This window comes from Pseudomonas sp. R3-18-08, assembly GCF_003852065.1.
Classification (GTDB): domain Bacteria; phylum Pseudomonadota; class Gammaproteobacteria; order Pseudomonadales; family Pseudomonadaceae; genus Aquipseudomonas.
Map to the genome: position 1 here is coordinate 2,295,322 of NZ_CP027729.1, position 26,645 is coordinate 2,321,966.

Consider the following 26,645-nt stretch of genomic DNA (forward strand, 5'->3'; position numbering starts at 1 on the left):
TGCAAATACGTCAGCGAGCGACGACCGGGGGCGACTGAGGCGCCTGGGCCGTGCGAGCTTCCAGTTGTACGATTTGGTTGAGCAGTGCCGGTATATCCAGGATCAGGGCCACTGCGCCGCTGCCCAATATGGTCGAACCGCTGATGCCGCGCAGTGCGCCGAACAGCTTGCCCAGGGGTTTGATCACGGTCTGGAACTCACCGAGCAGGTCATCCACCACCAGCCCGGCCTTGTGCTCGGCGTAACGCACCACCACCACATTCTGGCGGCGGCCGGCCGGGCCTTCGTGGCTGAAGTGATGGCGCAGGTCCACCAGCGGCAACACTTCGCCACGCAGGTCCAGATACCCCTGGTCGCGGCTGGAATGGCGCTGGTGATCATCCAGTTCGATGCATTCCTGAACCATGTCCAGCGGAATCACGTAGGTGGATTGGTCGATGCCGACCAGGAAGCCATTGATGATCGCCAGGGTCAGCGGCAAGCGAATGCGCACCACGGTGCCCTGGCCGGGACGGCTGTCCAGGTCGACGGTGCCGCGCAACAACGTGATGTTGCGCTTGACCACGTCCATGCCGACACCACGCCCGGACAGATTGGTCACCGCCTCGGCGGTCGAGAAACCGGCTTCGAAGATCAGGTTGTAGATCTCCTGGTCGGTGAGCACCGCGCCGCTGGCCACCAGCCCGCGTTCCTGGGCCTTTGCCAGGATACGTTCGCGGTTGAGCCCGGCGCCGTCGTCGGCGATTTCGATGACGATGCTGCCCGAGTCATGGTAGGCATTGAGGCTCAGGTGACCTTTGGTCAACTTGCCGGCCGCGCGCCGCGCCTCGGCGCTTTCGATACCATGGTCCATGGCGTTGCGCAGCAGGTGCATCAGCGGGTCGCCGATCTTCTCGACCACCGTCTTGTCCAGTTCGGTTTCCGCGCCGCTGATGATCAGGTCGATGTCCTTACCCAATTCCTGGCTGACATCGCGCACCACGCGGCGAAAGCGGTTGAACGTTTCGCCGATGGGGATCATGCGCAAGTGCAGGGCGCCATCGAGTATCTCTTCCACCAGCCCCGATACCGTCGAGGTGGCCTCTTGCAGCGGGTCGTTATTACAAGAGCGGGCCAGCAGGCTCGCGCCGGCGCTGGCGATAACCAGCTCGCCGACCAGGTTGATCAGTTCGTCGAGCTTGTCGGCGTTGACCCGCACGTAATTGCCATCCCGGTTTTTTTCGCCGGCTGCCGCCACGCGCTGCTGCGCGGGCGGGGCAAATTCAGCGCGGGGGGCCACCTCGGTTGCAGGGCAGGCAGGGGTGTCGCCGGGTTCGTCGACGGCGCTGATGCTGACTTCACAGTCGTCACGCACAAAGTCGAACACTTCGTTGAGGGTGGCGTGGCTGGCCGTCGAGCGCAGGTCGATTTCGAACCCCAGGTAGCAGCTTTCCGGATCCCAGCTGTCCACGGCCGGAATGCCGTCGGTCAGGGTGGTGACCTGCAACAGCGTGCCCAGGGTGTCGAGGTAGCGCAGGAAGGACAACGGGTCCATGCCGTTGCGAAAGACATCCACGCCGAAGCGCAGGGAAATATGCCAAAGCACTGCGTCCGCGGTGGCGTCGTCCACCGCCGCGGTTTCGACGCGGGCAGTCGCGGTCTGCAGCGGCTGATAGGCACTCAGCGCCTCGCGCAATACCTCACCGCGCTCCAGCGCGGCAGGCGTGGGCGCCTCACCGCGGCTGGCGACCACATCGATCAGTTCGAGCATGTGGTCGCCGCACTTGAGCAGCAGCGCGATCAATGCGGCATCCACCGCTACACTGCCGTCGCGCAGGCGGTCGAGCACGTCTTCGACGATATGCGTGAACCCCACGATCGACGCCAGGCCGAACAGGCCCGCCGACCCCTTGATGGTGTGCGCGGCGCGGAATATCGCGCCGATGGCATCCTGATCGCCGGGCTCGCTCTCCAGTTGCAGCAGGGATTGCTCCATGGCCTGCAACAGTTCGCGCGCCTCGACGACGAATGTCTGCTGTGCCTGATCGAGATTGATGCTCACCTGGACCTTCCTTGTCGATCAATGAAGTGGGCAGCGCTGGCTACAACGCGGCGTTGCGACACAGTTCAAGCGCCTGGGTGACCGCCTGGCTCTGGCCGGTCACGCTCAAGGCGGTGCCGGCAATGCCGGCTTCACGCTGGATGACCGCGAGCAACTGCAAGCCGGCGCCATCCATCTCGGTGACCTGTGACAGGTCCAGCTCCAGGCGAGGCGCCGCGCCCATTTGCGGCAGCAACACGCTCGCCAGTTCGGCCACGGTGTAAATCGTGAGTTCGCCGTCAATGCCCACGCGGGCTGTGTCGTCGAGTGTTTCGCACGTTATCGGCATGGGGCCTCCCGGGTGTCAGGGCAGGATCAGTTTGGATACGGCTGCCAGCATTTGCGCCGGCTGGAACGGCTTGACCACCCACGCCTTGGCGCCAGCAGCCTGGCCTTCGGCCTTTTTCGATTCCTGGGACTCGGTGGTCAACATGATGATCGGGGTGAACTTATAGTTGGCCAGCTTCTTGACCTCCTTGACGAAGGTGATGCCGTCCATGTTGGGCATGTTCACGTCGCTGATGATCAGGTGCACTTTCTGCCCGTTGAGCTTGCTCAGGGCATCCTTGCCGTCGCTGGCCTCGATCACGTCGTAACCGGCGCTTTTCAAGGCAATGCCGACCACTTGCCGCACGCTGCTGGAGTCGTCGACCACTAGTACATTCTTCGCCATGAGGGGCTCCTTAAAAAAACGTGATGTCTTGAGAATTCTGTTGCACGGAGGCCGCGCCATGGTGCGTGCGCCGTTGCTCATCGGTGGCGTAGGTGGCTTCCATGCGCGCCAGCCACTGTCGGGCGTCGACGGCCACGGCCTGGTCCGGGGACTGGCGGGTCTGCATAAGGTGCTCATGCAAGGCGTGCATGTTGTCTCGCACGTGGCTGAGGATCTGGCTGACCCGGTCCTGGAATTGCAGGTTGACCAGTACTTCGGTCATCTCATCACGAATGCCGTGGCTTTCCTGCTTGAGCAGGTCGGCGGAGTCGGCCAGGCGCCCGGTGATGTTCTGGAAGCGTTCGAGCACCAATTGAATGCTGTTTTCAGAGGCGGCCACCGAGTTGCTGTCCTGGTCGGCACTGCTGGAGGCGGCCTGCACCAACTGGGTGATGGCGTTATTGATGATGTCGACCTTGGCCGACATCTGCTGGCCGGTTTCGCTGGATTTGCTCGACAGGCTGCGCACCGCATCGGCCACCACCGCGAAGCCGCGACCGGCTTCACCGGCCCGCGCCGCCTCGATGGCCGCATTGAGCGCCAGCAGGTTGGTTTGTGCAGCAATCGCGGCCACATCGGCGGCCATGGTGCGCAGTTCGCCGGTATAGGCGGTCAGGCTGCGTACTTGGGCGAGCGTCTGGTCACGGCTGGTTTGAGTGGCCTTGAGTGAGTTGATCACCTGGCTCAGCTCGCTGTCGCTGCGCGCCAGCACCTCCAGCGCGCCGTCGGCGGCCTTGCCGTCCAGTTCGCCGGCAGCCTGCTGCGAGGCTTGCACCGTGTCCTGCAATCGCGCAGCTATCCCGGTAAAACGGTTGGCCAGGCTCACAATCGCGTCTTCGGTCTGCTGGCGCGAGCTTTCCACCTGCTTGGCCCAGATCGGCATGGCGCCCAGCAACACTTCATCGAGCTGTGCCCGCGAGTCCATGCCGCTATGCGCCGCCTGCGCGCCTGACTGATCCGCCAGCGCCCACGCGGTGGCTCGCAGCACTGCGTCACGCTGCGAACCGGCGCTCCAGGCGCACGCACCGAGGCCGATCAGCACCAGTACCGCGCAGGCCGTCAGGCTGGCCACAGAGGTTGACTGCAACAGGATCCATATAACGGCGGGCACCACCGGAATGAAAGCGAACCAAAGAAAGCGCGGATGACCAGGAAGGGGGGCGTGGCTGGATTGACGCTGGGTCATGAGTTCGGTCCTTGAACAGTCTTGCGGATATAAACAACATAGGGGTTATCTGCTGTATTTAGAATAGCTTTAGCCTGCACCAATACCGTCCGTCCGGTTGATGACAATTGTATTACTTTCATGGAGAGATGTTGGTGGTATCAAGTAGAAGGAGAGGGATAGGGTTTAGTGTTTAAGTACGTCTTGATGTTTGCCGATTAATCGGGCAGGCAAATTAAAAACTATAAGCCGAGATCAAAGTGACAGTTTAAGCGAGGCGTCAAAAAGTTTGCACCAAAGCGATTTTATATTTATTGAATTGATTATTCTCACATCGGTTATTGCTACCGTTATTCTGGCGGTGCTGTTGACCAAGCGTAGTGTTTGCCCTCTCTCTAAGTTGGTTTTTTTAAATAACAGGCCAGGCAGAAAAACCTGCGTCAAACGATCGGTGGTTTTCAGTCGCCTGAACTCGAGGGCGGCCATCAGCGGAGAAGCGCCACTTCCCGAAAACATGGAACCACATAGGGAAGTGGAGGAACGGCGGTCAGGGGAGGCTTCATCCCCCGTCTAACCATATAACCGCTGTTCAATCTCTTCGAGCGTGCTGCCTCGTGTCTCCGGTACCCACACTGCGACGAAGGTCAGGGACAGAAGTCCTGCTCCCACGAACACAAAGAAGGTTTGGCCGATCCCGATCGTCGCAACCAGGGATGGAAAGAACATGCCGATCATTACATTGGTCAACCAGAAGGCTGCGATCGCCATACCCATGCATCCGCCACGGATGCGCATTGGGAAAATTTCCGCCAAAAGTACCCAAAAAGCAGGCCCGATCAGTCCTTGCATGGAGGCAAGGAACATCGCCATGGCTCCGAGGATGAGCATGGCGCGGGTGACGGAGGGATCGACAAAAACTGAAACCAGGCCAATCAACAGTAACGACAATGTGGTGCCCATGAAGCCGAGCAGCATCATCGGGCGACGGCCCAGGCGGTCCAGCAGAGCAATGCCCACGAATGTTGCGCCAATGGAGATGACGCCGTTAACGACATTGGCGATCAGTGCGCTACGTTGTTCCAGGCCAGCTTCTGTAAGGATCTGCGTGCCGAAGTACATGATTGAATTGACGCCGGTCAGCTGCGACGTGACAGCGATACCGATGCCAATCAAAAAGATGCGTCGCGCGCCTTTTTGAGACAGATCGCGCCAGCCACCTTTTTTGATAAAGCGTTCGTTGCTGATCTGCTGGGTGATCGCCTCCATTTCAGCCTTGGCATAGTACTCTTCCCGTACCAGTTTCAGTACCTCCAGGCCCTCTCTGAAACGGCCTTTGGTTGCCAGCCAGCGCGGGCTTTCCGGCATGTAGAGCATTCCCAGCCAGAGGGCCACTGCTGGAAGGGTTGCCAAGGCAAGCATCCATCTCCAGACACCATCGAGATCGCTGAACAAATTGCCGAGTGTGGCGTTAGTGGTGAAGGCCAGGAACTGCCCGGTGACTATCATCAACTCGTTGCGGGTGATGATGCGGCCGCGGATGCTGGATGGAGCCATTTCTGAAAGGTACGCCGGCACGACGACCGATGCGCCACCCACCGCTAACCCCAGCGTGAAGCGGGCGGCCACCATGACATCGAGAGTGGGCGCCAACGCACAAGCCTACGCTCCAAGAAAAAACACCACGGCGAGGAAAAGAATGATACGGCGGCGCCCCTTGAGGTCTGATAAGCGACCGCTGAACAGCGCCCCCATCATTGCGCCGATCAATAGGGCACTGGCGACCAAGCCTTCCGTGAAGGGTGTCAGGCCCAGGTCATCTTTCATGTAGAGCAAGGCGCCATTGATGACGCCGGTATCGAAGCCGAATAGCAGGCCGCCAAACGTGGCGATCCAAGTGATTTTTTGCAGGTAGCGCTGTGCCTGGCGTTTTTCAGGACTTACATAGGAGGCTGAAGTGTCTGCCGTATTTCCGTAGGAATTAATTGTCATTGTGATATTCCTGACTGAAACTCATGGGGGATGCTCACTCGCCATCGCGGTGAGCGTTTTAATAGGGCATTACATGGGTTTTTCTCGTGGTGCGATTCAGATGGGCTGGGGTTTGAAATCGCTGGTGGCAACCGGCATGACGCTCTGTAGCAGCCTTACGGACTTTTCCAAACCTTCGAGGCTGTTGAGTAATACATCCTCATGCTCGATCGATAGCCAACCGTCGTAGCCCGCCATTTTCAAGCGGTAGCAGAACTGCCGCCACCATTGCTCACCGTGGCCGAATCCAAGTGTGATGTAGGACCAGCTACGGGATGGGATGTCCATCAATGAGCCATTTTCCAGGAGGGAGTCCACGGCCTGGACTGGGGCGTTGAGTAAAGTGTCTTTGGCGTGCACATGGTAGATGGCGTCGCCCAATGCCTCGGCGGCGACCAGCGGGTCGGCGCCCATCCAGAACAGATGAGAGGGATCGAGGTTGGCGCCAATCACCGGTCCGATTGCATTGCGCAGCTTCAGAAGCGAGCGGACGTTGTATACGCACTGGTTGCCGTGCAATTCCAACGCGATACGCTCGACACCATTTTCCCGTGCCAGATCAGCTATCTCGCTCCAGAACGGCAGCAGGCGTTCCTCCCATTGATAGCGCAGCATTGTCTGGGTTTCGGGAGGCCATGAGGCAACCACCCAGTTCGGCATCCTGTCGCCGGCCTGACCTTCAGGTAACCCAGACATGGTGCAGACGGTCTTGACTCCCAACTCACCGGCCACGCGGATCGTGTCCCTGAGGCACTGGCCTTGTGCAGGCTGCGTGGGATGCAAAGGGTTGCCGTTGGCGTTCAGGGAAATGATTTCCAGGTTGTGCTCCTGGAAGCTGCGTTTGAGTGCCTGGCGTTCGTCGGCGCTGGCGAGCATCCGGGCCAAGTTAAAGTGTGGCGCAGTCGACCATCCGCCGGTGTTGATCTCGAGGCCCGACACGCCCAGCCGTTCAGCCTGCTTGAGCATTTCCCGCAGGGGCAGGTTGCCGAGGCTGTCGGTGACGAATCCCAGCTTCATGACGTTGCTCCTTCTCTCGATCGGTAGAGCGGCGGCGCTTCCAGCATCGGCAAAACTACCCGGCGACGCTGATGGAGTGCCTCGATGCCGGCTTGAGCGACAATGGCCGCGCAATAGCCGTCCCAGGCGTTCGCAGCATGGACTGGGAACATACCCGTGTTGATGAACTCCACGAATGCTTTGTTCTGCAGGCGGTAGGCGTCGGCGAAACGCGGCCGCCAATCGGCAGCGTACCTTTCAAAGCCCTGAAGGCGAGTGTTGAAACGAGCATGTACGGGAGTGGCCAGTTGCACGGAACCTAGCTCGCCCACCAGCTCGCCACGTACGTCATACCCGTAATGGGCATTGTTGTTGATTTCGATGTTCACCAAGTGGCCTTCTCGGGTTTCCAGCACCATGAATACCGGAGCGCCGACGCCGTCCTTAGACGCGTGGGTGGGTTGGAACACTGAAATGGCAACGTATTCAGTGTCGAGCACGTGACGTGCCACATCGAACTCATGAGGCGCGGAGTTACTGATCGCCATTTGCCCGCTGAAGTTGGCGGGGGCTTCTACGTTGCGGTGGAAGTTATGCATCATCACCGCCCGACCTATCACGCCGTCGCTCAAGGCACTTTTCATTTCCCTGTACGAAGGGTCAAACCGGCGCATGAAGCCCAGTTGCACGAATTGGCGACCTCGGGAGGCCTCTTTGTCGATGACTGCCAGGCACTGGTCCGGGCTTTGAGACAGCGGTTTTTCACACAGTGAAGGTTTCCCTGCCTCGATGGCTGCCATGGTCAGGCCCGCATGGGTTTCGTCCGGGCTGGCGATGATGATTGCATCGACATCGGACCTGGAAAGCGTGAACAGTGGATCAGTGGAAACGTCAGCAGCGCCATAACGGTCAGCTATCAGCTTCGCGCGCTCTGGGGACGCATCACACACCACATGCAAAGTGGCTCCCGGAAGGTCCTGGGCAATGATGCGGGCGTGATCTTCCCCCATAATCCCTGCGCCGATAACGGCGATTCGTATGCTCATATTCAACGAACTATCAATGGGCGAAAGTCATCTACGCAGTGTTGAACCCGCGTGCGCGTTGACTGAGAAAGAAGGTGTACGTGGGCCATAAGCTGCGTAGCCGTGGCGGTCGAAACCAACCGATGAGGCGAGTTATCCATGGGGCGATCCTGGCGGTTTGTTGTGTTTGTTGTGCCTCGATTATTAGCGCCGAAAAAGCAAGCATCAAGCAGCACCATAAGCGGTTTATGATGTAAAAAACCTCAAATTACAGAGTGCAATGCCATTTTTCATTGGTCTTGAAGGCGATCATCAGGAATGTTTATATGGTGTAAATAACATCAAAGGAGGGCGTGCCATATGCCCACGCAACCATCGGCGCCCTTATGGAAGGGCCCCACTGTTCAACAGGTCGCCAAGGTGGCCAGGGTCGGGCCAGCGACCGTTGATCGTGTGCTGAACAACCGTCCCGGCGTTCGGGAAAACACCCGTCTGAAAGTCCTGGCTGCGCTGGATAAGCTTAGGAAAGACTTGGCTGACGGCATGGCAACGTTGCAGATCAAGCTCTTTTGCGATTCGGGCGAAACCTTCAATGCAACTTTGGCCGACGCCGAGGCATTGGTGAACGCTTCGACACCAGGCGTCGTCGTGCATGGCTACTATGAACCGACTAACCAGGTCGATCCCGCCACGTTTGCTGATCAGGTTCAGGCACAGGGCGCCTCGGCGGATGGTGTGATCGTCGTATCGCGCGAGCATCCGGCGATCAACCGAGCGATTCGCAAACTGTGCAGCCTGGGTATTCCAGTTGTGTGCCTGACCACCGACCTGCCTAATTCCGGGCGTAGTGCTTATGTCGGCAATGATCAGTATGCGGCGGGCAGTGTCGCCGGGTTGCTGATCGGCAATGCGTTACCTAAAGCGCCCGCGAAAATCCTGCTGGTGACCAGTGTGCCGTTTCGCTGTCAGCAAGAGCGGGAGATGGGGTTTCGCAGGGTGCTCCGTTCCGAGTTTCCGTATCTGAAGATTGACGAACGAGTGATGTCCGACGATCGCCCTCAGACCACGACTGAACAATTGACGCGTTATTTTTCCAAGCACGACTACCCGGCAGCCATCTACAACGTGGCCGGTGCCAATCGGGGTGTTGCTTGCGCAATAGATACCATTGCGGCTGAGAATCGGCCTGTTTTCGTCGGCCATGAGCTTACGGTTCATACGCGGGCGATGCTTGAGTCCGGCGTCATGGATTATGTTATCTCTCATGATTTCGTTGGCGAGACTGCCGCAGCGGTCCGCTGGATACGAGGTGCGATTGAAGGAGCGGCGACCACGCCACCCTCAACACAGATCTTGATTCACACTCGATATAACTGTGGTGCATAAGGCCGCGCTCTGCCGTGAATTCGGAGTTTGCCTTTTCATCAACAAACTTCGACGCCGCTGTTACACGGCCGCATTTTCAGGGCGCGCCACTCCTCGACCAGTTGGCTGCCTGCTGATTAACCCAACGCAGGCAGATTTTATCCAGCATCGGCTACTTCACATGCCAGCCCAGTTGGCTGGAAATCTGCCGCGTGGTTTCCATCAGCCGGGTGACGTAGTCCTGTTTAAGTTCTTCGCGAAAGCGAAAGCAGGGGAATGACACGCTCAGGCCACCGATGACGTGGCCGAAACGGTCGCGGATCGGTGCGGCCAGGCAGCGCATATTGTCTTCGAACTCTTCATGGTCTTCGGCGTAGCCCTGGGCGCGAACCACTTCCAGTTCTTGCAGATACGCCTCGACACTGGTCAGTGTGTTGGCCGTGCGGCGCTCGAAACTTTCTTCCTGCAAATGAGCGATCAACTCGGGCTGCTCCAGCCACGCCATCAATACTTTGCCGATACCTGTGCAGTACAACGGCGCACGCCGGCCTATGCGCGAGTACATGCGCAGATTGTATTTGGAGTCGATCTTGTGCACGTAGACGATGCTGCCTTCGTCAAGAATGCCCAAGTGCACGGTCTCGCCGGTCAGTTCGTTGATACGCCGCATGCCCGGTTCCGCCTCGCGGACGATGTCCAGGTGGGGCAGGGCCTGCGCGCCCAGTTCAAATAGCCGGACGCTGAGCCGATAGCGATCCTCGGCATCCTGCACCACATAGCCGCGGGCCTTGAGTGACTGCAAAAAGCGGTAAACCGTGCTTTTGGACATGTCCAGTTTCTGCGCGATTTCCGACACGCCGCTTTCCTCTGGATGCTCGGCCAGTGCTTCAAGGACGGCCATGGTCCGGCCGACGGCAGAGACCAGTTCATTGTTCTGGATGGTGCTGTTGTCCATGAAGGCTCCAACGGGAACGGAAAGTCCAAGGATATACGCTGGCGAATCAAAACGCTGTTTCATTTTTCTTGACGGTGTAGGAAATCTGATTAAAACTCGGCCACAAGCTACGAATGAAACGCCGTTTTAAAAATAAAAAAGGCGCCTGCTGATGAGAGTAATTTCAGGAAAAACCTGGCAAACCGCGTCATCCGCCCCATCTCCTGCCTTAGAGGCCTGACTTCATGAAAATCATTGAAGCGCGCGTCATTGTTACCTGCCCGGGTCGCAACCTGATCACCCTGAAAATCGTCACTGATTCCGGCATCTACGGCATTGGCGACGCGACCTTGAATGGCCGTGAACTGGCAGTGGTGGCCTATCTTGAAGAACACGTGCTGCCGGCCCTGATCGGTCGCGATGCCCAGCGCATCGAGGATATCTGGCAGTACCTCTATCGCGGCGCCTACTGGCGCCGGGGCCCGGTGACCATGACCGCGATTGCCGCCGTGGACATCGCTTTGTGGGACATCAAGGCCAAGGCTGCGCAGATGCCGTTGTACCAGTTGCTCGGTGGCAAAAGCCGCGAGCGCGTGATGGTCTACGGGCATGCCACGGGCAAGGACATCGAAGGTTGCCTGGACGAAGTCGCCCGGCATGTCGAGTTGGGTTACAAGGCGGTGCGGGTACAGTGCGGGATTCCCGGTATCGCCACCACCTATGGCGTGGCCAAACGCAGCGGTGAGCGTTATGAACCGGCCGACAGTGACCTGCCTGCCGAGCATGTGTGGGACACCGCCAAATACCTGAACCATGTGCCCAAGCTCTTCGCCGCCGTGCGCGAGCGTTTCGGCGATGACTTGCACATCCTGCACGACGTGCACCATCGCCTCACGCCCATTGAAGCGGGGCGCCTGGGCAAGGCGGTCGAGCCCTTCAACCTGTTCTGGCTCGAAGACTGCACCCCGGCCGAGAATCAGCAAGCCTTCCGCCTGATCCGCCAACACACCACCACGCCGCTGGCGGTGGGTGAGGTGTTCAACTCCATTCATGACTGCCGGGAGTTGATCCAGGAACAGTTGATCGACTACATCCGCGCCACCCTGGTGCATGCGGGTGGCATCACCCACGTGCGCCGCATTGCCGACTTTGCCGCGCTCTATCAGGTACGCACCGGCTTTCATGGCGCAACCGACCTGTCGCCGGTGTGCATGGGGGCGGCGTTGCATTTCGATACCTGGGTGCCCAACTTCGGCATCCAGGAACACATGCCCCACGACGCACGGATCGACGAAGTCTTTCCTCACGCCTATCGCTTTGAAGATGGCCATTTCACGCCCGGCGAAACGCCGGGGCACGGCGTCGATATCGACGAGAGCCTGGCGGCGAAATACCCCTACAAGCGCGCCAGCCTGCCGGTCAACCGTCTGGAAGACGGCACGCTCTGGCACTGGTAAGCGCTGTTTCGACTGATCAATGACAACAAGCACACAGGGCGCCACCCACCCTGGCTGGAGAAACCCGATGAAAGCTTTTCAAGTAAGAGCACCTTTTGAATTCGGCCTCGCACACGTCGATGTACCGCAAGTGGCGCAGGGTGAAGTCAAGGTTGACGTCGCCTACGCCGGTATTTGCGGCTCGGACATGCACATCATCCATGGGCAAAACGCCTTTGTGCAATTTCCCAGGGTGACCGGCCATGAGTTCTCCGGCGTGGTGCGCGAAGTGGGCGAGGGCGTTGAAAACCTGAAAGTCGGTGACCGCGTGTGCATCGACCCGGTCATCAGCTGCGGCACCTGCTACCCGTGCCGGATCAACCGCCCGAACGTCTGCACGCGGCTGCAAGTGATCGGGGTACACCGCGATGGCGGCTTCAGTGAGCAGGTCTGTGTGCCGGCTGCCAATGCCCACCGCCTGCCTGACTCGATGTCCCTGAGCCATGCGGCGCTGGTTGAACCTTATTCCATTGCCCTCAACGTGCTCGATCGCATGCAGCCCCACCCGGGCGACAGCCTGTTGATCTACGGCGCGGGCGTGATTGGCCTGACCCTGGTGCAAATGGCCCGGGCGCTGGGGCTGACGGATATCACCGTGACCGACGTCATCGATACACGCCTGGAAACCGCCAAGGCACTCGGTGCCAGCCGCACGCTCAACGGCAAGGATGTCGACGTCGAGGCAACCCTGCGCGAGCTGACCGATGGCGAAGGCGTACCGCTGATCGTCGACGCGGCCTGCATCCCGGCACTGATGCCGCAAATGGTGCGCCTGGCCTCGCCCGCAGGGCGTATCGGCCTGCTGGGGTTCAATGCGGTGCCGAGCGACCTGGTGCAGCTGGAAATGATCAAGAAAGAACTGACGCTGGTGGGGTCGCGCCTGAACAATCGCAAGTTCCCGAGGGTGATCGAACTGATCGCCAGCGGCAAATTACACGTTCAGGAACTGATCAGCCATCGCGTCAGCTTCGACGAAATGCCGGGGGCCATCGATTTGATCGAAAGCCATCCCGAGCAAACCCGCAAGGTCCTCGTGGAGCTGAGCGGCGTCAAGCAATAGCAGTCTGCAGAGACTCGTGCCCCGCGGGCACCCTCACCGAATAAACACAAGAAGCGGGAGGTTCCAATGTTTGGTCAAGGCCGCACGTTAATCATCATCATGCTGTTCCTGGCAGGCGTCATTAACTACCTGGATCGCTCGGCATTGTCCGTCGCGGCTCCGTTCATCCAGAAAGACTACGGTCTGACCACGGGTGAGATGGGCATGATCTTCAGCAGTTTTTTCGTCGGTTATGCGGTGTTCAACTTTATCGGCGGCTGGGCAGCCGACCGCTACGGCGCGAAAACCACGCTGTTGCTGGCGATGGTGCTGTGGTCGCTGTTCAGTGGGCTCACGGTGCTGACGATTGGCTTTGCCTCGCTGGTGCTGATCCGCATCCTGTTCGGGATGGGGGAGGGGCCACTGAGTGTCACGACGAGCAAGATGATCAACAACTGGTACACCCCCAAGCGCAGGGCGCGGGCGCTCGGCACATCAATGTCCGGCACGCCGCTGGGCGGGGCGATTTCCGGGCCGGTGGTGGGCTTCATTGCCGTCACCTACGGCTGGAAGATGTCGTTCATTATCATCATGGTGATCGGCCTGGTGTGGGCGGCGGTGTGGTACAAATTCGTCAAGGAACGGCCTGAAGGCGAGGGCGCCGAGAGTATTGTGCGGGCTGAGAGCCAAAGCGAGCTGGCGGCGCAGCCGGTGTTCCCGCTGCGGTTCTACCTCAAGCAGCCGACGGTGCTGTTCACGTCCTTGGCGTTCTTTTCCTATAACTACACGCTGTTTTTCTTCCTGACCTGGTTCCCCAGTTACCTGACCATGGCCCACGGCCTCAACGTCAAGGACATGAGCATCGCCACGGTCATCCCCTGGGTCCTGGGTTTCCTCGGCCTGGCCCTGGGCGGGTTCATTTCCGACTTCGTGTTCAAGAAAACCGGGCGGATGATGTTCTCCCGCAAGGTGGTGCTGGTGACGTGCCTGTTGCTCTGCGCGGGGTGTATCGCCTTTGCCGGCGTGGTCAAGACCCTGTATCCGGCGGTCATCCTCGTCGCCTTGGCCGTGTTCTTCCTTTACCTCACCGGTGCCATCTACTGGGCGATCATCCAGGACACCGTGCCCGCCGCGCGGGTGGGCGGCGTCAGTGGCTTCATGCATTTCCTGGCGAATACCTCGGGCATCATTGGCCCGACCTTGACCGGCTTTCTGGTGCAATTCACCGGTTCGTTCACCAGTGCCTTTTTGCTGGCGGGATTGTTGACCGTGATTGGCGCCGTGTGTGTCGCCCGTTATGTCAAACCGCTTTCGGTAGCGGATACCGGACACTCGCCAGCACACAGCCCGCAGCCAGGCCCGGCCCTCAGCCGGCCATAACCCGTCATGAAAGGAGCGTGTCGATGCCTGTTGTGAATCGTGTGCCCGCTACCGGCACTGTCCGTGAGATCGGTATCGTGCATCTTGGCCTGGGGGCGTTTCATCGCGCTCACCAGGCGGTCTACCTGCAACGCCATCTCAACCGTCATGGCCAAAGTGAGTGGGGCGTGTGCAGCGCCAACCTTCGCTCAAACCGCACATTGGTCGATCAATTGCGCGAGCAGGACGGCCGTTACTCTGTGGCCGAGTATCGCGACCGCGAGCAGGTGACGTTGCGTGAGATCGGTGTGTTGCGCCAGGCCTTGTATGTGGGCGAGGGCGGCGCAGACCTGGAGTTGCTGTTGCAGCGCATGGCCGCGCCGCAAACGCGGATCGTCACGCTCACCGTCACCGAAAAAGGCTACTGCTTGAGCCCGTCCTCTGGGCAGTTGCGCCTCGAAGACCCGGCGCTTGCCCATGACATCGCTCATCCGCAAACGCCGCGCACCGCGCCCGGCATTGTCCTTGAAGCCCTGCGCCGGCGCCGCGCTGCAGGCCTTGCGGCGTTCACTGTGCTGTGCTGCGACAACATGCCAGACAACGGCCAGCGCACTCGCCAGGCGGTGAGTGGATTGGCGGCGCTGCAGGACGAAGGATTGAAGCAGTGGGTCAACGAGCAGGTAGCGTTTCCTGGCTGCATGGTTGATCGGATAGTTCCCGCCATGGACGGCGAATCCTTCGCGCGCCTGGAACAGCAACTCGACTGTTACGACCGTGCGGCCGTGGCCTGTGAAAGTTTCAGCCAATGGGTGATCGAGGATCACTTTCCTCTCGGGCGTCCGGACTGGGAGGTGGAGGGCGTCCAGATGGTGGATGACGTGCGCCCCTTTGAAACGATGAAGCTGCGCATGCTCAACGGCAGCCATTCGTTACTGGCTTATGTGGGGTTGCTGGCCGGCCATGAAACTGTGTTCGACGCTATCAACGATGCGGACCTGGCACATTTCATCGAGCGCTACATGGCCGAGGAAGCGGCGCCCACCCTGGACATGCCGACAGGCGTCGATCTGCCAGCCTATGCTCACGACCTGAAGGCGCGCTTTGCCAATGACAGCCTGCAACATCGCCTGCGTCAGATCGCCATGGACGGCTCGCAGAAACTGCCGCAACGCTGGTTTCTCGGTGCGCAGCGGTTGCTCGACGAGGGGCGCGGCGTTGCCTGCACCGCGTTGGGCATCGCCGCGTGGATTCACTATTGCACGCAGCCGCTGACCGACGGTTCGGCGCCGGTGATTGACGACCCGTTAAGCGCCACCTTTGCCGATCTCGCGGCACGATTCGAAGGCGCGTCCCTGGTGGATGCCTTTCTCGATCTGGGCGAAGTATTCCCCGCCGTGTTGTCTGACCGCGCAGCTTTTCGCGATGCCGTGCAAGGCGCCTATGGCGCTCTGGTCCGCGACGGCATAAGCAGCCTTTTGCACACCTTTGCTGCACCCAACTAACAAGAAAGGAGAAAAAAACATGGAACAGACATGGCGTTGGTTTGGCCCCAAAGACCCGATCTCCCTGGCGGACGTTCGCCAAACCGGCGCGACCGGTATCGTCACCGCGTTGCACGAAATCCCCAATGGCGAGGTCTGGCCGGTGGAGGCCATCGCGGCGCGCAAACAGATGATCGAAGCCGCAGGCTTGAGCTGGTCGGTGGTAGAAAGCATCCCGGTGCATGAAGACATCAAGCGCGGCTGCGGCCGGCGTGACGAGTACATTGCAAACTATCAGCAGAGCGTGCGCAACCTGGCGAGCTGCGGCATTGATCTCGTGTGCTACAACTTCATGCCGGTGCTGGACTGGACCCGCACCGACCTGGCGTACGAGCTGGAGGATGGCGGTTGGGCGCTGCGTTTCGATCAGACCGCGTTTGCCGCGTTTGACCTGTTCATCCTGCAGCGCCCGGATGCGCAAGCCGAATACAGCGCCGAGGACATCCAACAGGCCAGGGCCTACTTCGAGCAACTGACGCCCGCCCAGAGCGAGCGCCTGGTCAACACCCTGATCGCCGGTTTGCCCGGCGCCGAAGAGCACTACAGCCTGGAAGACTTCCGGGCCTTGTTGCGCACCTATGCGGACATCGACGAAGCCAGGCTGCGTGAACACCTGGCGTACTTTCTGCGCGCGGTGGTTCCGGTGGCAGAGGAGGTGGGCGTGCGCATGGCGATCCACCCGGACGACCCACCCCGTGCCCTGCTCGGCTTGCCGCGCATTCTGTCCACTGCCGCAGACGCCCAATGGCTGCTGGACGCCGCCCCGAGCCCGGCCAATGGCCTGACGTTCTGCACCGGCTCCTATGGCGTGCGCGAGGACAACGATCTGGTGGCGATGGCCAAGCACTTTGCGCCCTACATCTACTTCACCCACCTGCGCTCAACGCGCCGCGAGGCAGACCCGCGCAGCTTCCATGAAGCTCATCACCTGGGCGGCGACGTTGATATGGTCGGGGTCATCAGTGCCCTGGTGACAGAAGAGCGCAGACGCGAACGCGAAGGTGGCCCGCGCTTGCCGTTGCGCCCCGACCATGGACATCAACTGCTTGACGATCAGCACCGAAAAAGCAACCCCGGCTATTCGCTGATCGGTCGCCTCAAGGGCCTGGCCGAACTGCGCGGTGTGGAACTGGCCGTGCGTCAACAGCTGGGCTGAATGTGCGCCGCAAGATCAGTCTACCGACGTTTGCAGCACCTCAATCCATAACGCGCCTTTGCCCGACGGCGCTTCGCCGACACGTTTCAAGGCGCCGTTGTTGCTGACTGCGTAAGTGCCGACTGTGGCGCTTTTCTCGCCCGTCACCAGCAACCAGCGCCCGTTGGGTGAAAAAGCGATATTGCGTGGCTGTTGCTCTTGCACCGGATAGTTCGCAAGAAAGCTCAAGCCGCCTGTTGAAGGGTCAACCGCGAAAGCCGATACCGAGCTGCTGGTACGCTCGGGAGATTGCCCGCGTAGGCAAAACGGTTGTGGTGGGTAGGTCATCCTATGACTATGCCTTAGCGACAGCAATCGCTGTTTGCTCAGAATTGAAAAATATGCCTTGGCTCAGGTGCAGCGTTTGCAAGACGTTGACCGGGTTCAATGTTATCCGTACAGCCCGACGCCCCCACTTTCCGCTGGTGAAACATTTCTAAACACTCTCGTTCAAGAATTGTTGTACGACGTCGTATCTATCGTGTTCGACTGCGCTCGTTCTCACAAAAAAAATAAATGGAGATACCCTCTATGACGAGCATTCGTTCCGTCGAAGGCCAGGCTGCGGCGCGCGCGCAAAATCGATTTTCCCGAATACTCAAACTGCTGGGCCCCGGAATCATCGCTGTACTGTCATGGCTGGGCGCAGGTGACCTGATCACGTCGTCCGTGGCCGGTGCCAATTACGGTTACGCAATGATGTGGGTGCTGGCGGTCTCGCTGCTCCTGAGATACCTGATCGTAAACATCATCGCGCGCTTCCAGTTGTGCAATAACCAGGGCATGACCATCCTGCAGGGCTATGCCCAACTGAATCCCTTTTTCGCCTGGTTCATGCTCGTCTACGCCCTGTTGATGGGGCACTTGATGAACGCCTACATGATCAAAGGGGCGGGTGAGTCGCTGGCGATGCTGTTTAAAAGCGACCAGCCGCTGCTGTGTTCATTGGCGGTGGTACTCGCTGTGTGGATGCTGGTAGGTCGTAATATCTATTCGATGATCGAAGGCGTGATGAAAGTGCTGTTGGCGATCATGACCCTGGCCTTCATTGCCTTAGCCGTGATGTCGGGTCCTGATGTGGTCGGCATCGTCAAGGGCACCATCGGCTTCAGCATCCCGCCGGATGAAGGCGTGCATGGCGCGCTGCTGGTGGCGGTATCGGTTATCGGCGCGGTTGCAGGCTCCATCGCCAACTTCGTGCATCCGTATGTCATGCGCCAAAAGGGCTGGGTCGGGCCGCAGCACAAGCGTGTTCAACGCAACGATTTGCTGTTTGCAGTGTTCGTCGGGATCGTCATCAACCTGGCCATATGGATCGTTGGCGCGGAAATCCTGCGGCCCAACGGCATCGAGGTGAAGACCTTGGGCGATCTGGGCAAGGCCCTGGAAATGTTCTTCGGCCCGGTGGGTTGGTATGTGTTCTTCATCGGCGTGTTCGCCACCTTGTTTGCCAGCATTTCCGGCAAGACCACGGCGTTTCCGATGCTGATTACCGATGCCTTCCAACACGTTCGTCCTGAACGTCGCGAAAAGTTCGGCAAGGAGTTTCATCATGACCCGATGCACAAATGGTTCATGCTGTTCATCCTGGTGACGCCGTTGATCTGGTCGCTGCCAGGCATGCCGGATTTCGTGACCCTGACCATTGGCGTCAGCGCGTTGAACATCATTGGCTTGCCGGTTATTTCCCTGGGCCTGCTGATCATGTCCAACCAGAAGTCGCTGCTGGACAAGCAATATCGCAACAACCTGTTTGAAAACATCGCGTTGCTCTTCGCTACAGGCCTTGCGCTGTGGGTTGCCTTCCAGTTGAGCGTCGATCTGTTTACCTGACAACGCGCCACCGGGGGGGCGCAATGTCCCCTCGGTGGCTGACCTATAGCGGGCCAGGTGGCTACTCCATGCAGCCACCTCTTTCAGACTGGGCTGGCGAAGGCATCGCCTGCCAGGTGCGGCGATTCGCCGAAATATTCGATCAGAACGGTGCCCTGCATGAGCGGGTTGGATGTAAAGCCTCGTGCGGTATCCCGATAGTGCATGGCGGCTGGTCGTCGATGAAAAGATGCGACGACAAGACATCCACAGCTGGGGAAGAGATATGAGTTGCGAAGGACCGATCAACGATGCAAACGCACGTGGCATTGACGTGTCGCGCTGGCAGGGCAACATCGATTGGGCGCGCGTGGCGGGCGCGGGTGTCACCCATGGGATAGCGAAGATGACGGAGGGTGGCGACTACACCGATCCCAGGTTCGTCGAAAACTTCCAAGGGATGAAAACGAACGGCCTGAAGGCCGGTGTGTACCACTATTTCCGTGCGCTGAGCAGCACGCCGTGCGAGCAACTGGCCAATATCAAGGGCCGGCTCGCCGAAGTGGAATTCAACGTCGGGCAGGACATCCTGGCCATTGATGTCGAGACCAATCGCAACGAAGGGGCCACCCCGGATCAGATGGCTGATGCCCTGTTCCAACTGGTGACGCTTGTCAGGGTGTCGCTGCTGGAGGGTGCGTATCCGCATATCTATGCGTCGCCCAGCATCTGGAGCAACAGGGTGGCCTGGCGCAAATATGACTTCAGCGAATGCCCGCTGTGGATTGCCCATTGGGGAGTCGCTGAACCCACCGTGCCGCAAACCTGGAGCAAACACGGCAAGAGCTGGCAGTGGTGGCAACACAGCAGCAAGGGTCAGGTCGAGGGTATCCAGGGCGCGGTGGATCTGGATTGGGTCAAGCCTTGAAGGCAAACAGCACAACGGCTCCGATTGGGCCGTTGTTCCAGGCGGGATACCCCTGCGCTGATAAGGTCGCTGGCATATTTTGACTGTCAGCGTCGCTGCGATAAGACCTGATCCGTTACTGGCTACATTCCTGTAGCCAGTCCCGAAGGGTGGTGACTGCGCGTTGTTCAACAGAATTTCCAAACAACATCGCAATGAGGCAGGCGTATCAGCAACGGGTTCTCATCGAACTCAAACCCGTTGCCTCAAAGCCCTGTAGCGCTTTACTTGAGCGTGACGTCAAGCATCGGCGGGATGTAACCGTAGTCATATTCAGCGACCACGAATGTCTGCTGCCCCTTGATCTTGATGCCCACCGTTGGTGCCTCGGTGCCGCCGATACGCATCGTTGTCCCGCTTTCGCCGGTAGGTACGCTGTCGATAAACGAAGTCACCAGGCCGTTGGGCATCACGCAGTGGGAGTAGGTCTGGAAGGGCTGGGAAGACGGGTTGCCCAGGACCAGGCCGGAACCGTTCAAGGGCACGTAAGGGCCGAATAGCGAGTCTGCGACAAAACCGTACACCCCGTCCGGCCCGGTTACCCCGTCGGCATAGGTGAAGGTGTGGCTGATGGTGAACAGGTAGTACTTGCCGTCCTGGAACACGAAGTGCGGACGTTCGGTCTGGTCATTGACGCCGACTGCGGTCAGCAGCGGCGGCAGCATTTCCCAGTCGTCTCCATCCTCATCACGGGCTACGGCGATACCGACGCAGGCCGTCTGGAAGCGCGAGTTGCCGACGTCTTCATAACCCGGCGGCACATCGCCGATTTCCGCTTTACCTACCGTGTGCGAGCCACGCTCGCCAGCCACGTTGCCCTCGAACAGCATGTACAGCTTGCCATCCTTCGGGTCGCGGAACGGCCACGGATCGCGGAAACCCCAGAACGCGTTCTGCGCTTCGGTCTGGTACATCTTGCCGTCGGCCTCGAACAGCGGCTTGACCTTCTCGAAGCCCACCAGGTTGACGCCATGCTCGGTGGTCACCACGCGGCCACGCACCTTGACGATGGTCGCGCCTGGCGTGACTGCGGTGTAGTACAGGTCCACTTCACCTTGTTCGTTCAACAGGATCGGCGTGCCGGCCCATTCACGAACGGTGGGCGAAACCCCTTCAGCCATGACCCGGCCGCCGAGTTTCCAGTCCTTGCCGGTGCGGGAAAACCAGTAGTACATCTTTGCCCGACCATGGCGATCGTTCCAGTCGCGGGTGATGTCGTAGTTGCCGTTCTGATCGAGGTATTGCGGGTCGGTCGGGTGGCGGTCGGCGGTCAGGGTGAAGATCACCGACCAGCCATCCACGGAGGTGATGTTGCCGTCGATATCACGCAGCGGCATGGTGTCCCAGATAAACACCTTGTCGCTCAGTACCGGGAAGTCGGCACTCACCAGTGGCTGGGTGGTGGTGGGGTCGTCTGCGCGGACTTTCAGCGCATCGGCGCGGGTCCACAGGCTGGGTTGATGGGGCGTTTTGCCAAATTTCGCGGTGATGCTTTTCATAAGGTGAACCTCGTCCATGAAGGTAGATAATACTGTATTCATATACAGTGATTTGACTTTAGAAGACTCTATCCTTCGGGTCAAGGAAAAAAATGCATTTATGCATAATTAAGGTTTTTCGATGAGCTGATACGTTTCACCTAAGGGTTTTTATGGAAGTTTGGCGCTGTGTAGGCGCCCTCATGGTCCTGGGTTTAAATGGATGACGGTAATAAGCGCCGCACTTGCCACTCACATGAGCCAACGCTCATGCTCAGCGCTTTCCAACCACTCGCCGGACACCCACCCATGAGAGACCTGCCGCCGACCGCCACACTGCGCGCGTTTGAAGTTGCCACCCGGCACCCGACCTTTACGGCAGCCGCGCAGGAACTGCATGTCACCCAGAGCGCGGTCAGCCATCAGCTCAGGCATCTGGAGGCGTTGTGGGGGCTGCCATTGTTCGAACGCGGCAAGGCATTACGCCTCACGGCGGCAGGGGCCACGCTGGCGCCTATCGTGCGGGAGTTCTTCATGAGCCTGGAGGCGACCCTCGGCGATCTGCGCGAGCAAAAAGGCAGGGTGCGCCTGAGCGTCAGCACCACCTACTCCTTCGCGTTGAAATGGCTGCTGCCACGCTTGCCGAACCTGGCTCGCCAGCACCCCGAGCTGTTGGTGTCGCTGCACACCACGGACGACATCATCCACTTCTCCGGCAACCAGGCCGATGTTGCGATCCGGCTGGGCAAGGGCAATTACCCGGGCCTGCATACAGAGTTTTTGTTTGGCGAGCAGGTGTTTCCGGTGGCCAGTCCCGAATTGCTGCGGCGTATGGGGACACCGCGCAGCCCGGAAGAACTGTTGCAGTTTCCGCTGCTGATCCGCGACGGCGCCGAGCTGGCGCCGAAATGGGAGGTCTGGTTTGACAGTGTCGGGCTGGCCTTTTCGCCGCTCAAGGAAAGTGTCAGGTTTGGCGACACCAACATGACGGTCGAGGCCGCCTTGCTCGGCCACGGCGTGGCGTTGGTGCGCAGTCGGCATGTGGAGAACGAAATCAGCGATGGCCGCCTGGTGCGGCTGTTCGATGTGCCGTTCCCATCGCCGCTGGCCTACTATTTCGTGTGCCCCAAGGGCATCGAAGCGCAGCCGCATATCGTCAACTTTCGCCGTTGGTTGAGCAGTGAGGCGCTGAAAGTGCAATGAGCCGGATCTGAGGATTTGCTCATGCTGCGATGAAGAGACTTCGCTGAAGGCAGGGCGTTGGATTGCTAGGATGGCGCATGCCTATTCATTTGATCTGCCTGGTGCTTTTCGCCGCGCTGCTGCATGCCAGTTGGAACGCACTGCTGCGTGGCGGTGCCGATCGACTCTGGTCTATGACGGTGATGTGCATCGCCATCGCCATCACCTGCGTCGTCGCCGCTGCGTTTCTGGTGCCGCCCGCCATTGAGAGCTGGGGCTATGCGCTGCTGTCGGCATTGCTGCACGTGGGCTACAACCTGTTTCTGGTGCGCAGTTACCGGGTCGGTGACCTCGGGCAGATCTACCCGATATCCCGTGGCTCGTCGCCGGTGCTGATCACGCTTGGAGCTGCCGTTTTTGCCGGCGAAAGCATCACCCCCGGCGAGTTGCTCGGTATTGCGCTGGTGTCAGGCGGGATTATTTCCCTGGCGTTCCGAGGCCGCAGGCTGTCGGTGCCCAGCTTGCCCTATGCGCTGGGCACCGGCTGCTTCATCGCCGCCTATAGCGTGGTTGACGGCATTGGCGCCAGGCTCTCCGGCGCGCCGCTCGGCTACACGGTGTGGATGTGCGCGTTGTGGGGCGTGCTGATGCCAGTGGTGTACATCGGCCTGCGCGACGCCCGCAGCTTGTTCCGCGTGCGGCCCGGCATTTTGACCGCAGTGGTCGGCGGGCTGGTCTCGTTGCTCGCCTATGGGATTGTCATCTACGCCATGAACGAAGCGCCGTTGGGCGCGGTGTCGGCATTGCGCGAAACCAGTGTGTTGTTCGCGGCGTTGATTGGCTACCTGTTCCTCGGCGAGACGCTCACGGCACGGCGGGTCTTGGCGTGCGCAGTGATCGCCAGCGGCATTCTCATAATCGGTTGACAGGGCTGACGGCTCGGGAGGTTATTTCAATGGTTAACGTCTCACAGGCACCGCTTATTCTGATAACCGGTGGCAGTCGCGGAGTGGGCGCAGCCACCGCCCGGCTGGCTGCTGCAAGAGGCTACGATGTCGCGATCAGCTACGTGGCCAATGAGCCTGCGGCCCTGGCAGTGGTGGCGCAGGTCGAAGCATTCGGGCGCCGAGCCCTGGCCATGCAGGCCGACAGTGCGGACCCGGCACAGGTCGCCGAGTTGTTCAGCGCCATCGACCATACGTTCGGGCGAATCGATGTGCTGGTCAATAACGCCGGGGTACTGGCGACTCAGTCACGCCTGGAAGACCTCGGTTTCGAACGCATGCAGCGCATCTTTGCGGTCAATGCCATAGGGCCGATCCTCTGTGCCCAGCAGGCGGTGAAGCGCATGGCTTACCGGCATAACGGTCCGGGCGGCGTGGTGATCAATGTTTCCTCGGCATCGGCGCGCCTCGGCAGCCCCGGCGAGTACGTGGACTATGCGGCGTCAAAGGGCGCCCTGGAGACGTTTACCATTGGCTTGGCCAAGGAGGTCGCGCGGGAGGGCATACGCGTTAACGGTGTTCGCCCAGGGCATATCTATACCGACATGCACGCCAGCGGCGGCGAGCCGGGACGGGTCGATCGCGTCAAGGATTCGATTCCCATGGGCCGTGGCGGTCAGCCGGAGGAAGTGGCACAGGCCATTCTATGGCTGGCCAGCGCAGAGGCATCGTTCGTTACGGGTACGTTCCTTGATGTGACGGGGGGTAAATAAAAAGCCTGCCTATGTTTTATTCGCACTTTCCTGAGTCGCAGCAACACGCCAGCGCAACAAGTAGTCAGTGACAGTTGTTAATTAAATTAGTGTGCGCAGGCGAACTAACGATGCCTGACCTGACGTAGGGCTCGTTGCGTACGCGCCAACAAGGAAGTTCAAACGATCGGCGCAATGAACGGCAATAGCGTGAATAGAAGGGGCAGCGAGGCTGCCCCTTCCACTCTCACTCAAGAGCCCGACTTCCGGCCGCCGCCATGGCTGTTCTGCCCGCCTTTACGGCCCGCCTCGGACGCTTTGTCACGGTCATTGGCGAAGTTGCCGCCGGACGATTGGCCGCCTTTTTTCCCTGCTTCGGATGCTTTTTCGCGATCATTGGCAAAGTTGCCTGGGTTTTTATTGCCTGTAGTCATGACAGTTCTCCAGTCGCTAAGTTAGCGTTTCGTTAGTTGCCCGTTATGGCAGCGGGCATCTATTCCGATAGCGACGCCAGCGGAAATGTTTTACTGATTTTTATAACAGGCGACGAACGGCAGATAAGCCGGGAAAGTTATACAAGTTCGCCGTCTTAACGCCGCTTCGTATAAGTTTTGCCGGTTGCTGCATGCCGGCAATAACAGCGTTCACGCCATTCGTCTTTTTCGTTGCACTTGAACTCCATGGACCGGCTCAAACGAGGTTCCCCTCTTTGTGAACTGGAGATTTTTTGCCATGAACCATGACCCATCCAACCCACAGCACCGACCAGTTGAACCGCTCGATAAGCCGAATGACGACGGTTGCGTGATCGGCACCGCCGGACGTGACGAAGACCCAAACGCAACCACTGACTGGGACCACCCCGACAGCCATGCGACCGCTGTCGAGGCCACCGTGACGCCGCCTAACGGCACGCCTGGGATCGACACCGTTCCGGAGCCGGATGAGGCCAGCTGAGCAGCAGGGCCGCCGTTTCGCTTGTTGTGCAGCGGTTAACCGCTCGTCGTGACACGCAAATTAATTTTGAAATTTTTCAAGCGCTGTTCGCTTCACATGAAAGGTAGGCGCGCATCCACGAGATGCCGCCACTTTCAGTAAGCCTGAGGAGATTTGTTGATGTTCCTACATAACAAGCGACTTCAATACACCGTACGTGTGGCCGAGCCCAACCCGGGCCTGGCGAACCTTTTGCTCGAGCAATTTGGCGGAGCTCAAGGTGAGTTGGCGGCCGCATCCCGTTATTTCACCCAGGCCTTGGCTGAGGACGATCCAGGGCGCAAAGACCTGTTGATGGACATCGCCACCGAAGAACTCAGCCACCTGGAGATCGTCGGCTCGATCATTGTGATGCTCAACAAGGGCGCCAAGGGCCGAATGGCCGAAGGCGTGGAGGAGGAGGGCGAGTTGTATCGCTCACTCAACGGCGCTGGCAATGACTCCCACATCACCAGCCTGTTGTACGGTGCGGGGGCGCCGCTGATCAACTCGGCCGGGGTGCCCTGGACAGCGGCTTACATCGACACCATCGGTGAGCCCACGGCGGATATGCGCTCCAATATCGCGGCTGAAGCGCGCGCCAAGATCGTTTATGAACGGCTGATGAACGTCACCGACGATCCTGGCGTGAAAGATGCCCTCGGGTTCCTGATGACCCGTGAAATCGCGCATCAGATGTCCTTTGAAAAGGCTCTGCATTCAATTCAGCCGAATTTCCCCCAAGGCAAGTTGCCAGGCAAGCCGGAGTTCACTCAGGTGTACTACAACATGTCCCAGGGCGCGGAAGACCTGCGTGGTCCTTGGAACCAGGGCGATGAATGGGAGTTCGTGGAGAGCCCGCAACCTGCGGTCGATGGCGGTGACGGCATGGCCAGCGTGCAGTTGGACGCCGACGACGAAGCGCTGCTGAGCGCGATGAAAATCCGCACCGCCTCCGACCCTACCAGCGACCCCACCACTGGCGCTGACCTGGGCGCGGGCCTTCAGCCCAAGCCTGATCTCTGATGCGCGGCAGCCGCACGCTTTCGGGCGTGCGGCTTTTTTATTGGCTTGAAGAGGAGTAACGAGATGGCGACCCCACAGGAAAACCTGCTCGACTGGCTACGCGATGCCCATGCCATGGAGCAACAGGCCGAGAAAATGCTCAAGGCACAATCCGAGCGCCTGGAACATTATCCGAAGCTCAAGGCCCGTATTGACGAGCATATTCAAGAGACCCTCGGCCAGCAGGCGCTCATCGATGAATGCCTGGCGCGCTTGGGAGGCAGCGCTTCGACCTTGAAAGACATGGGCGGCAAATTGATGGCATTCGGGCAGGCGGTCGGTGGCTCACTGATGAGTGACGAGGTGATCAAGGGCGCGATGGCAGGCTATGTGTTTGAAAATATGGAGGTTGCCAGCTACACGGTACTCATAGCGGCCGCGCAGGCGGCGGGAGATGCCGAGACCCAAGCGGCCTGTGAAAAGATCCTGCCCCAGGAAATTGCCATGGCTGAATGGCTGCTCGAGCATTTGCCCGAGCTCACGCAAGCATTCCTGGAACGCTCTGCAGCCCCTGACACAGAGGCCAAGCGCTGAG

23 protein-coding genes and 2 pseudogenes are annotated in these 26,645 nt (G+C 59.5%); 14 read left to right on the forward strand and 11 right to left on the reverse strand.

Annotated elements, in window-relative coordinates; genetic code table 11:
• Window positions 1–10: 10 nt before the first annotated feature.
• The 7 genes and pseudogenes from C4J92_RS10700 to C4J92_RS10730 form a co-directional block, all read right to left on the reverse strand.
• Window positions 11–2,041, reverse strand: coding sequence for a chemotaxis protein CheA (locus C4J92_RS10700; RefSeq protein ID WP_124403787.1), 2,031 nt, complete (start codon window positions 2,039–2,041; stop codon window positions 11–13).
• 40 nt (window positions 2,042–2,081) lie between these two features.
• The gene (locus C4J92_RS10705) at window positions 2,082–2,369 is read right to left on the reverse strand and encodes a lipid asymmetry maintenance protein MlaB (protein ID WP_124366579.1); all 288 of its coding nucleotides are present in this window, start codon (window positions 2,367–2,369) and stop codon (window positions 2,082–2,084) included.
• Between the two features lie 15 nt (window positions 2,370–2,384).
• The gene (locus C4J92_RS10710; RefSeq protein WP_124362304.1) at window positions 2,385–2,753 is read right to left on the reverse strand and encodes a response regulator; all 369 of its coding nucleotides are present in this window, start codon (window positions 2,751–2,753) and stop codon (window positions 2,385–2,387) included.
• Between the two features lie 10 nt (window positions 2,754–2,763).
• Entirely contained in the window at window positions 2,764–3,978 is a 1,215-nt protein-coding gene (locus tag C4J92_RS10715) for a methyl-accepting chemotaxis protein (protein ID WP_124403788.1), read from the reverse strand.
• 549 nt (window positions 3,979–4,527) lie between these two features.
• Window positions 4,528–5,946 (reverse strand): annotated as a pseudogene (locus tag C4J92_RS10720) (sugar porter family MFS transporter).
• 96 nt (window positions 5,947–6,042) lie between these two features.
• Window positions 6,043–7,002, reverse strand: a complete 960-nt coding sequence (locus tag C4J92_RS10725; protein WP_124403789.1) for a sugar phosphate isomerase/epimerase — start codon at window positions 7,000–7,002, stop codon at window positions 6,043–6,045.
• Entirely contained in the window at window positions 6,999–8,027 is a 1,029-nt protein-coding gene (locus tag C4J92_RS10730; RefSeq protein WP_124403790.1) for a Gfo/Idh/MocA family oxidoreductase, read from the reverse strand. The genes C4J92_RS10725 and C4J92_RS10730 overlap by 4 nt, the downstream gene beginning before the upstream one ends.
• A gap of 339 nt (window positions 8,028–8,366) precedes the next feature.
• Here C4J92_RS10730 and C4J92_RS10735 point away from each other — a divergent pair, with 339 nt between their 5' ends.
• Window positions 8,367–9,392 carry a LacI family DNA-binding transcriptional regulator gene (locus C4J92_RS10735; RefSeq protein WP_124403791.1) on the forward strand — a complete coding sequence of 342 codons (1,026 nt, stop codon included), beginning with the start codon at window positions 8,367–8,369 and terminating at the stop codon, window positions 9,390–9,392.
• Window positions 9,393–9,543: 151 nt separating this feature from the next.
• Here the strand turns inward: C4J92_RS10735 and kdgR are convergent, their stop codons facing one another.
• A complete protein-coding gene (kdgR, locus tag C4J92_RS10740; protein WP_124403792.1) occupies window positions 9,544–10,326 on the reverse strand; it encodes a DNA-binding transcriptional regulator KdgR in 783 nt (260 codons plus the stop codon).
• 224 nt (window positions 10,327–10,550) lie between these two features.
• Between kdgR and manD the strand changes: the two genes are divergently transcribed.
• From manD to uxuA, 5 genes are all read left to right on the forward strand, one after another.
• Entirely contained in the window at window positions 10,551–11,762 is a 1,212-nt protein-coding gene (gene manD / locus C4J92_RS10745) for a D-mannonate dehydratase ManD (protein WP_124403793.1), read from the forward strand.
• 67 nt (window positions 11,763–11,829) lie between these two features.
• The gene (locus C4J92_RS10750) at window positions 11,830–12,861 is read left to right on the forward strand and encodes a Zn-dependent oxidoreductase (protein WP_124403794.1); all 1,032 of its coding nucleotides are present in this window, start codon (window positions 11,830–11,832) and stop codon (window positions 12,859–12,861) included.
• A gap of 66 nt (window positions 12,862–12,927) precedes the next feature.
• Window positions 12,928–14,220, forward strand: a complete 1,293-nt coding sequence (locus C4J92_RS10755; protein WP_124403795.1) for an MFS transporter — start codon at window positions 12,928–12,930, stop codon at window positions 14,218–14,220.
• A 23-nt stretch (window positions 14,221–14,243) separates the two neighbouring features.
• Window positions 14,244–15,701: a mannitol dehydrogenase family protein gene (locus tag C4J92_RS10760; RefSeq protein WP_124403796.1), complete on the forward strand. Its 1,458-nt coding sequence runs from the start codon at window positions 14,244–14,246 to the stop codon at window positions 15,699–15,701.
• 19 nt (window positions 15,702–15,720) lie between these two features.
• Complete coding sequence (uxuA, locus tag C4J92_RS10765; protein ID WP_124403797.1) at window positions 15,721–16,896, forward strand: mannonate dehydratase; 1,176 nt, start codon at window positions 15,721–15,723, stop codon at window positions 16,894–16,896.
• Between the two features lie 15 nt (window positions 16,897–16,911).
• Here the strand turns inward: uxuA and C4J92_RS10770 are convergent.
• Window positions 16,912–17,178 (reverse strand): annotated as a pseudogene (locus C4J92_RS10770) (lactonase family protein); the annotation flags it as partial.
• 288 nt (window positions 17,179–17,466) lie between these two features.
• Here C4J92_RS10770 and C4J92_RS10775 point away from each other — a divergent pair.
• Both C4J92_RS10775 and C4J92_RS10780 read left to right on the forward strand, forming a co-directional pair.
• Entirely contained in the window at window positions 17,467–18,768 is a 1,302-nt protein-coding gene (locus tag C4J92_RS10775) for an Nramp family divalent metal transporter (RefSeq protein WP_124403798.1), read from the forward strand.
• 265 nt (window positions 18,769–19,033) lie between these two features.
• Complete coding sequence (locus C4J92_RS10780; RefSeq protein ID WP_124403799.1) at window positions 19,034–19,675, forward strand: glycoside hydrolase family 25 protein; 642 nt, start codon at window positions 19,034–19,036, stop codon at window positions 19,673–19,675.
• Between the two features lie 263 nt (window positions 19,676–19,938).
• Here C4J92_RS10780 and C4J92_RS10785 read toward each other — a convergent pair whose 3' ends face one another.
• Window positions 19,939–21,213 (reverse strand): glycoside hydrolase family 68 protein, encoded by a 1,275-nt coding sequence (locus tag C4J92_RS10785; protein WP_124403800.1) that lies wholly within the window; start codon window positions 21,211–21,213, stop codon window positions 19,939–19,941.
• Window positions 21,214–21,501: 288 nt separating this feature from the next.
• On the opposite strand from C4J92_RS10785, the gene gcvA reads away from it, so the two are divergent.
• The 3 genes from gcvA to C4J92_RS10800 all read left to right on the forward strand — a co-directional run bounded on the left by gcvA (window position 21,502) and on the right by C4J92_RS10800 (window position 24,091).
• A complete protein-coding gene (gene gcvA / locus C4J92_RS10790) occupies window positions 21,502–22,395 on the forward strand; it encodes a transcriptional regulator GcvA (protein WP_124403801.1) in 894 nt (297 codons plus the stop codon).
• Window positions 22,396–22,472: 77 nt separating this feature from the next.
• Window positions 22,473–23,300: a DMT family transporter gene (locus C4J92_RS10795; protein WP_124403802.1), complete on the forward strand. Its 828-nt coding sequence runs from the start codon at window positions 22,473–22,475 to the stop codon at window positions 23,298–23,300.
• A 29-nt stretch (window positions 23,301–23,329) separates the two neighbouring features.
• Window positions 23,330–24,091 (forward strand): SDR family oxidoreductase, encoded by a 762-nt coding sequence (locus C4J92_RS10800; RefSeq protein ID WP_124370312.1) that lies wholly within the window; start codon window positions 23,330–23,332, stop codon window positions 24,089–24,091.
• Window positions 24,092–24,321: 230 nt separating this feature from the next.
• Here C4J92_RS10800 and C4J92_RS10805 read toward each other — a convergent pair whose 3' ends face one another.
• Entirely contained in the window at window positions 24,322–24,504 is a 183-nt protein-coding gene (locus tag C4J92_RS10805; RefSeq protein WP_124366593.1) for a general stress protein, read from the reverse strand.
• 298 nt (window positions 24,505–24,802) lie between these two features.
• Between C4J92_RS10805 and C4J92_RS10810 the strand changes: the two genes are divergently transcribed.
• The 3 genes from C4J92_RS10810 (at window position 24,803) to C4J92_RS10820 (ending at window position 26,644) form a co-directional block, all read left to right on the forward strand.
• Entirely contained in the window at window positions 24,803–25,027 is a 225-nt protein-coding gene (locus C4J92_RS10810; RefSeq protein WP_124403803.1) for a hypothetical protein, read from the forward strand.
• 159 nt (window positions 25,028–25,186) lie between these two features.
• Window positions 25,187–26,071 (forward strand): manganese catalase family protein, encoded by an 885-nt coding sequence (locus tag C4J92_RS10815; RefSeq protein WP_124403804.1) that lies wholly within the window; start codon window positions 25,187–25,189, stop codon window positions 26,069–26,071.
• Between the two features lie 63 nt (window positions 26,072–26,134).
• Window positions 26,135–26,644, forward strand: a complete 510-nt coding sequence (locus C4J92_RS10820; RefSeq protein ID WP_124403805.1) for a ferritin-like domain-containing protein — start codon at window positions 26,135–26,137, stop codon at window positions 26,642–26,644.
• Window position 26,645 lies beyond the last annotated feature (1 nt).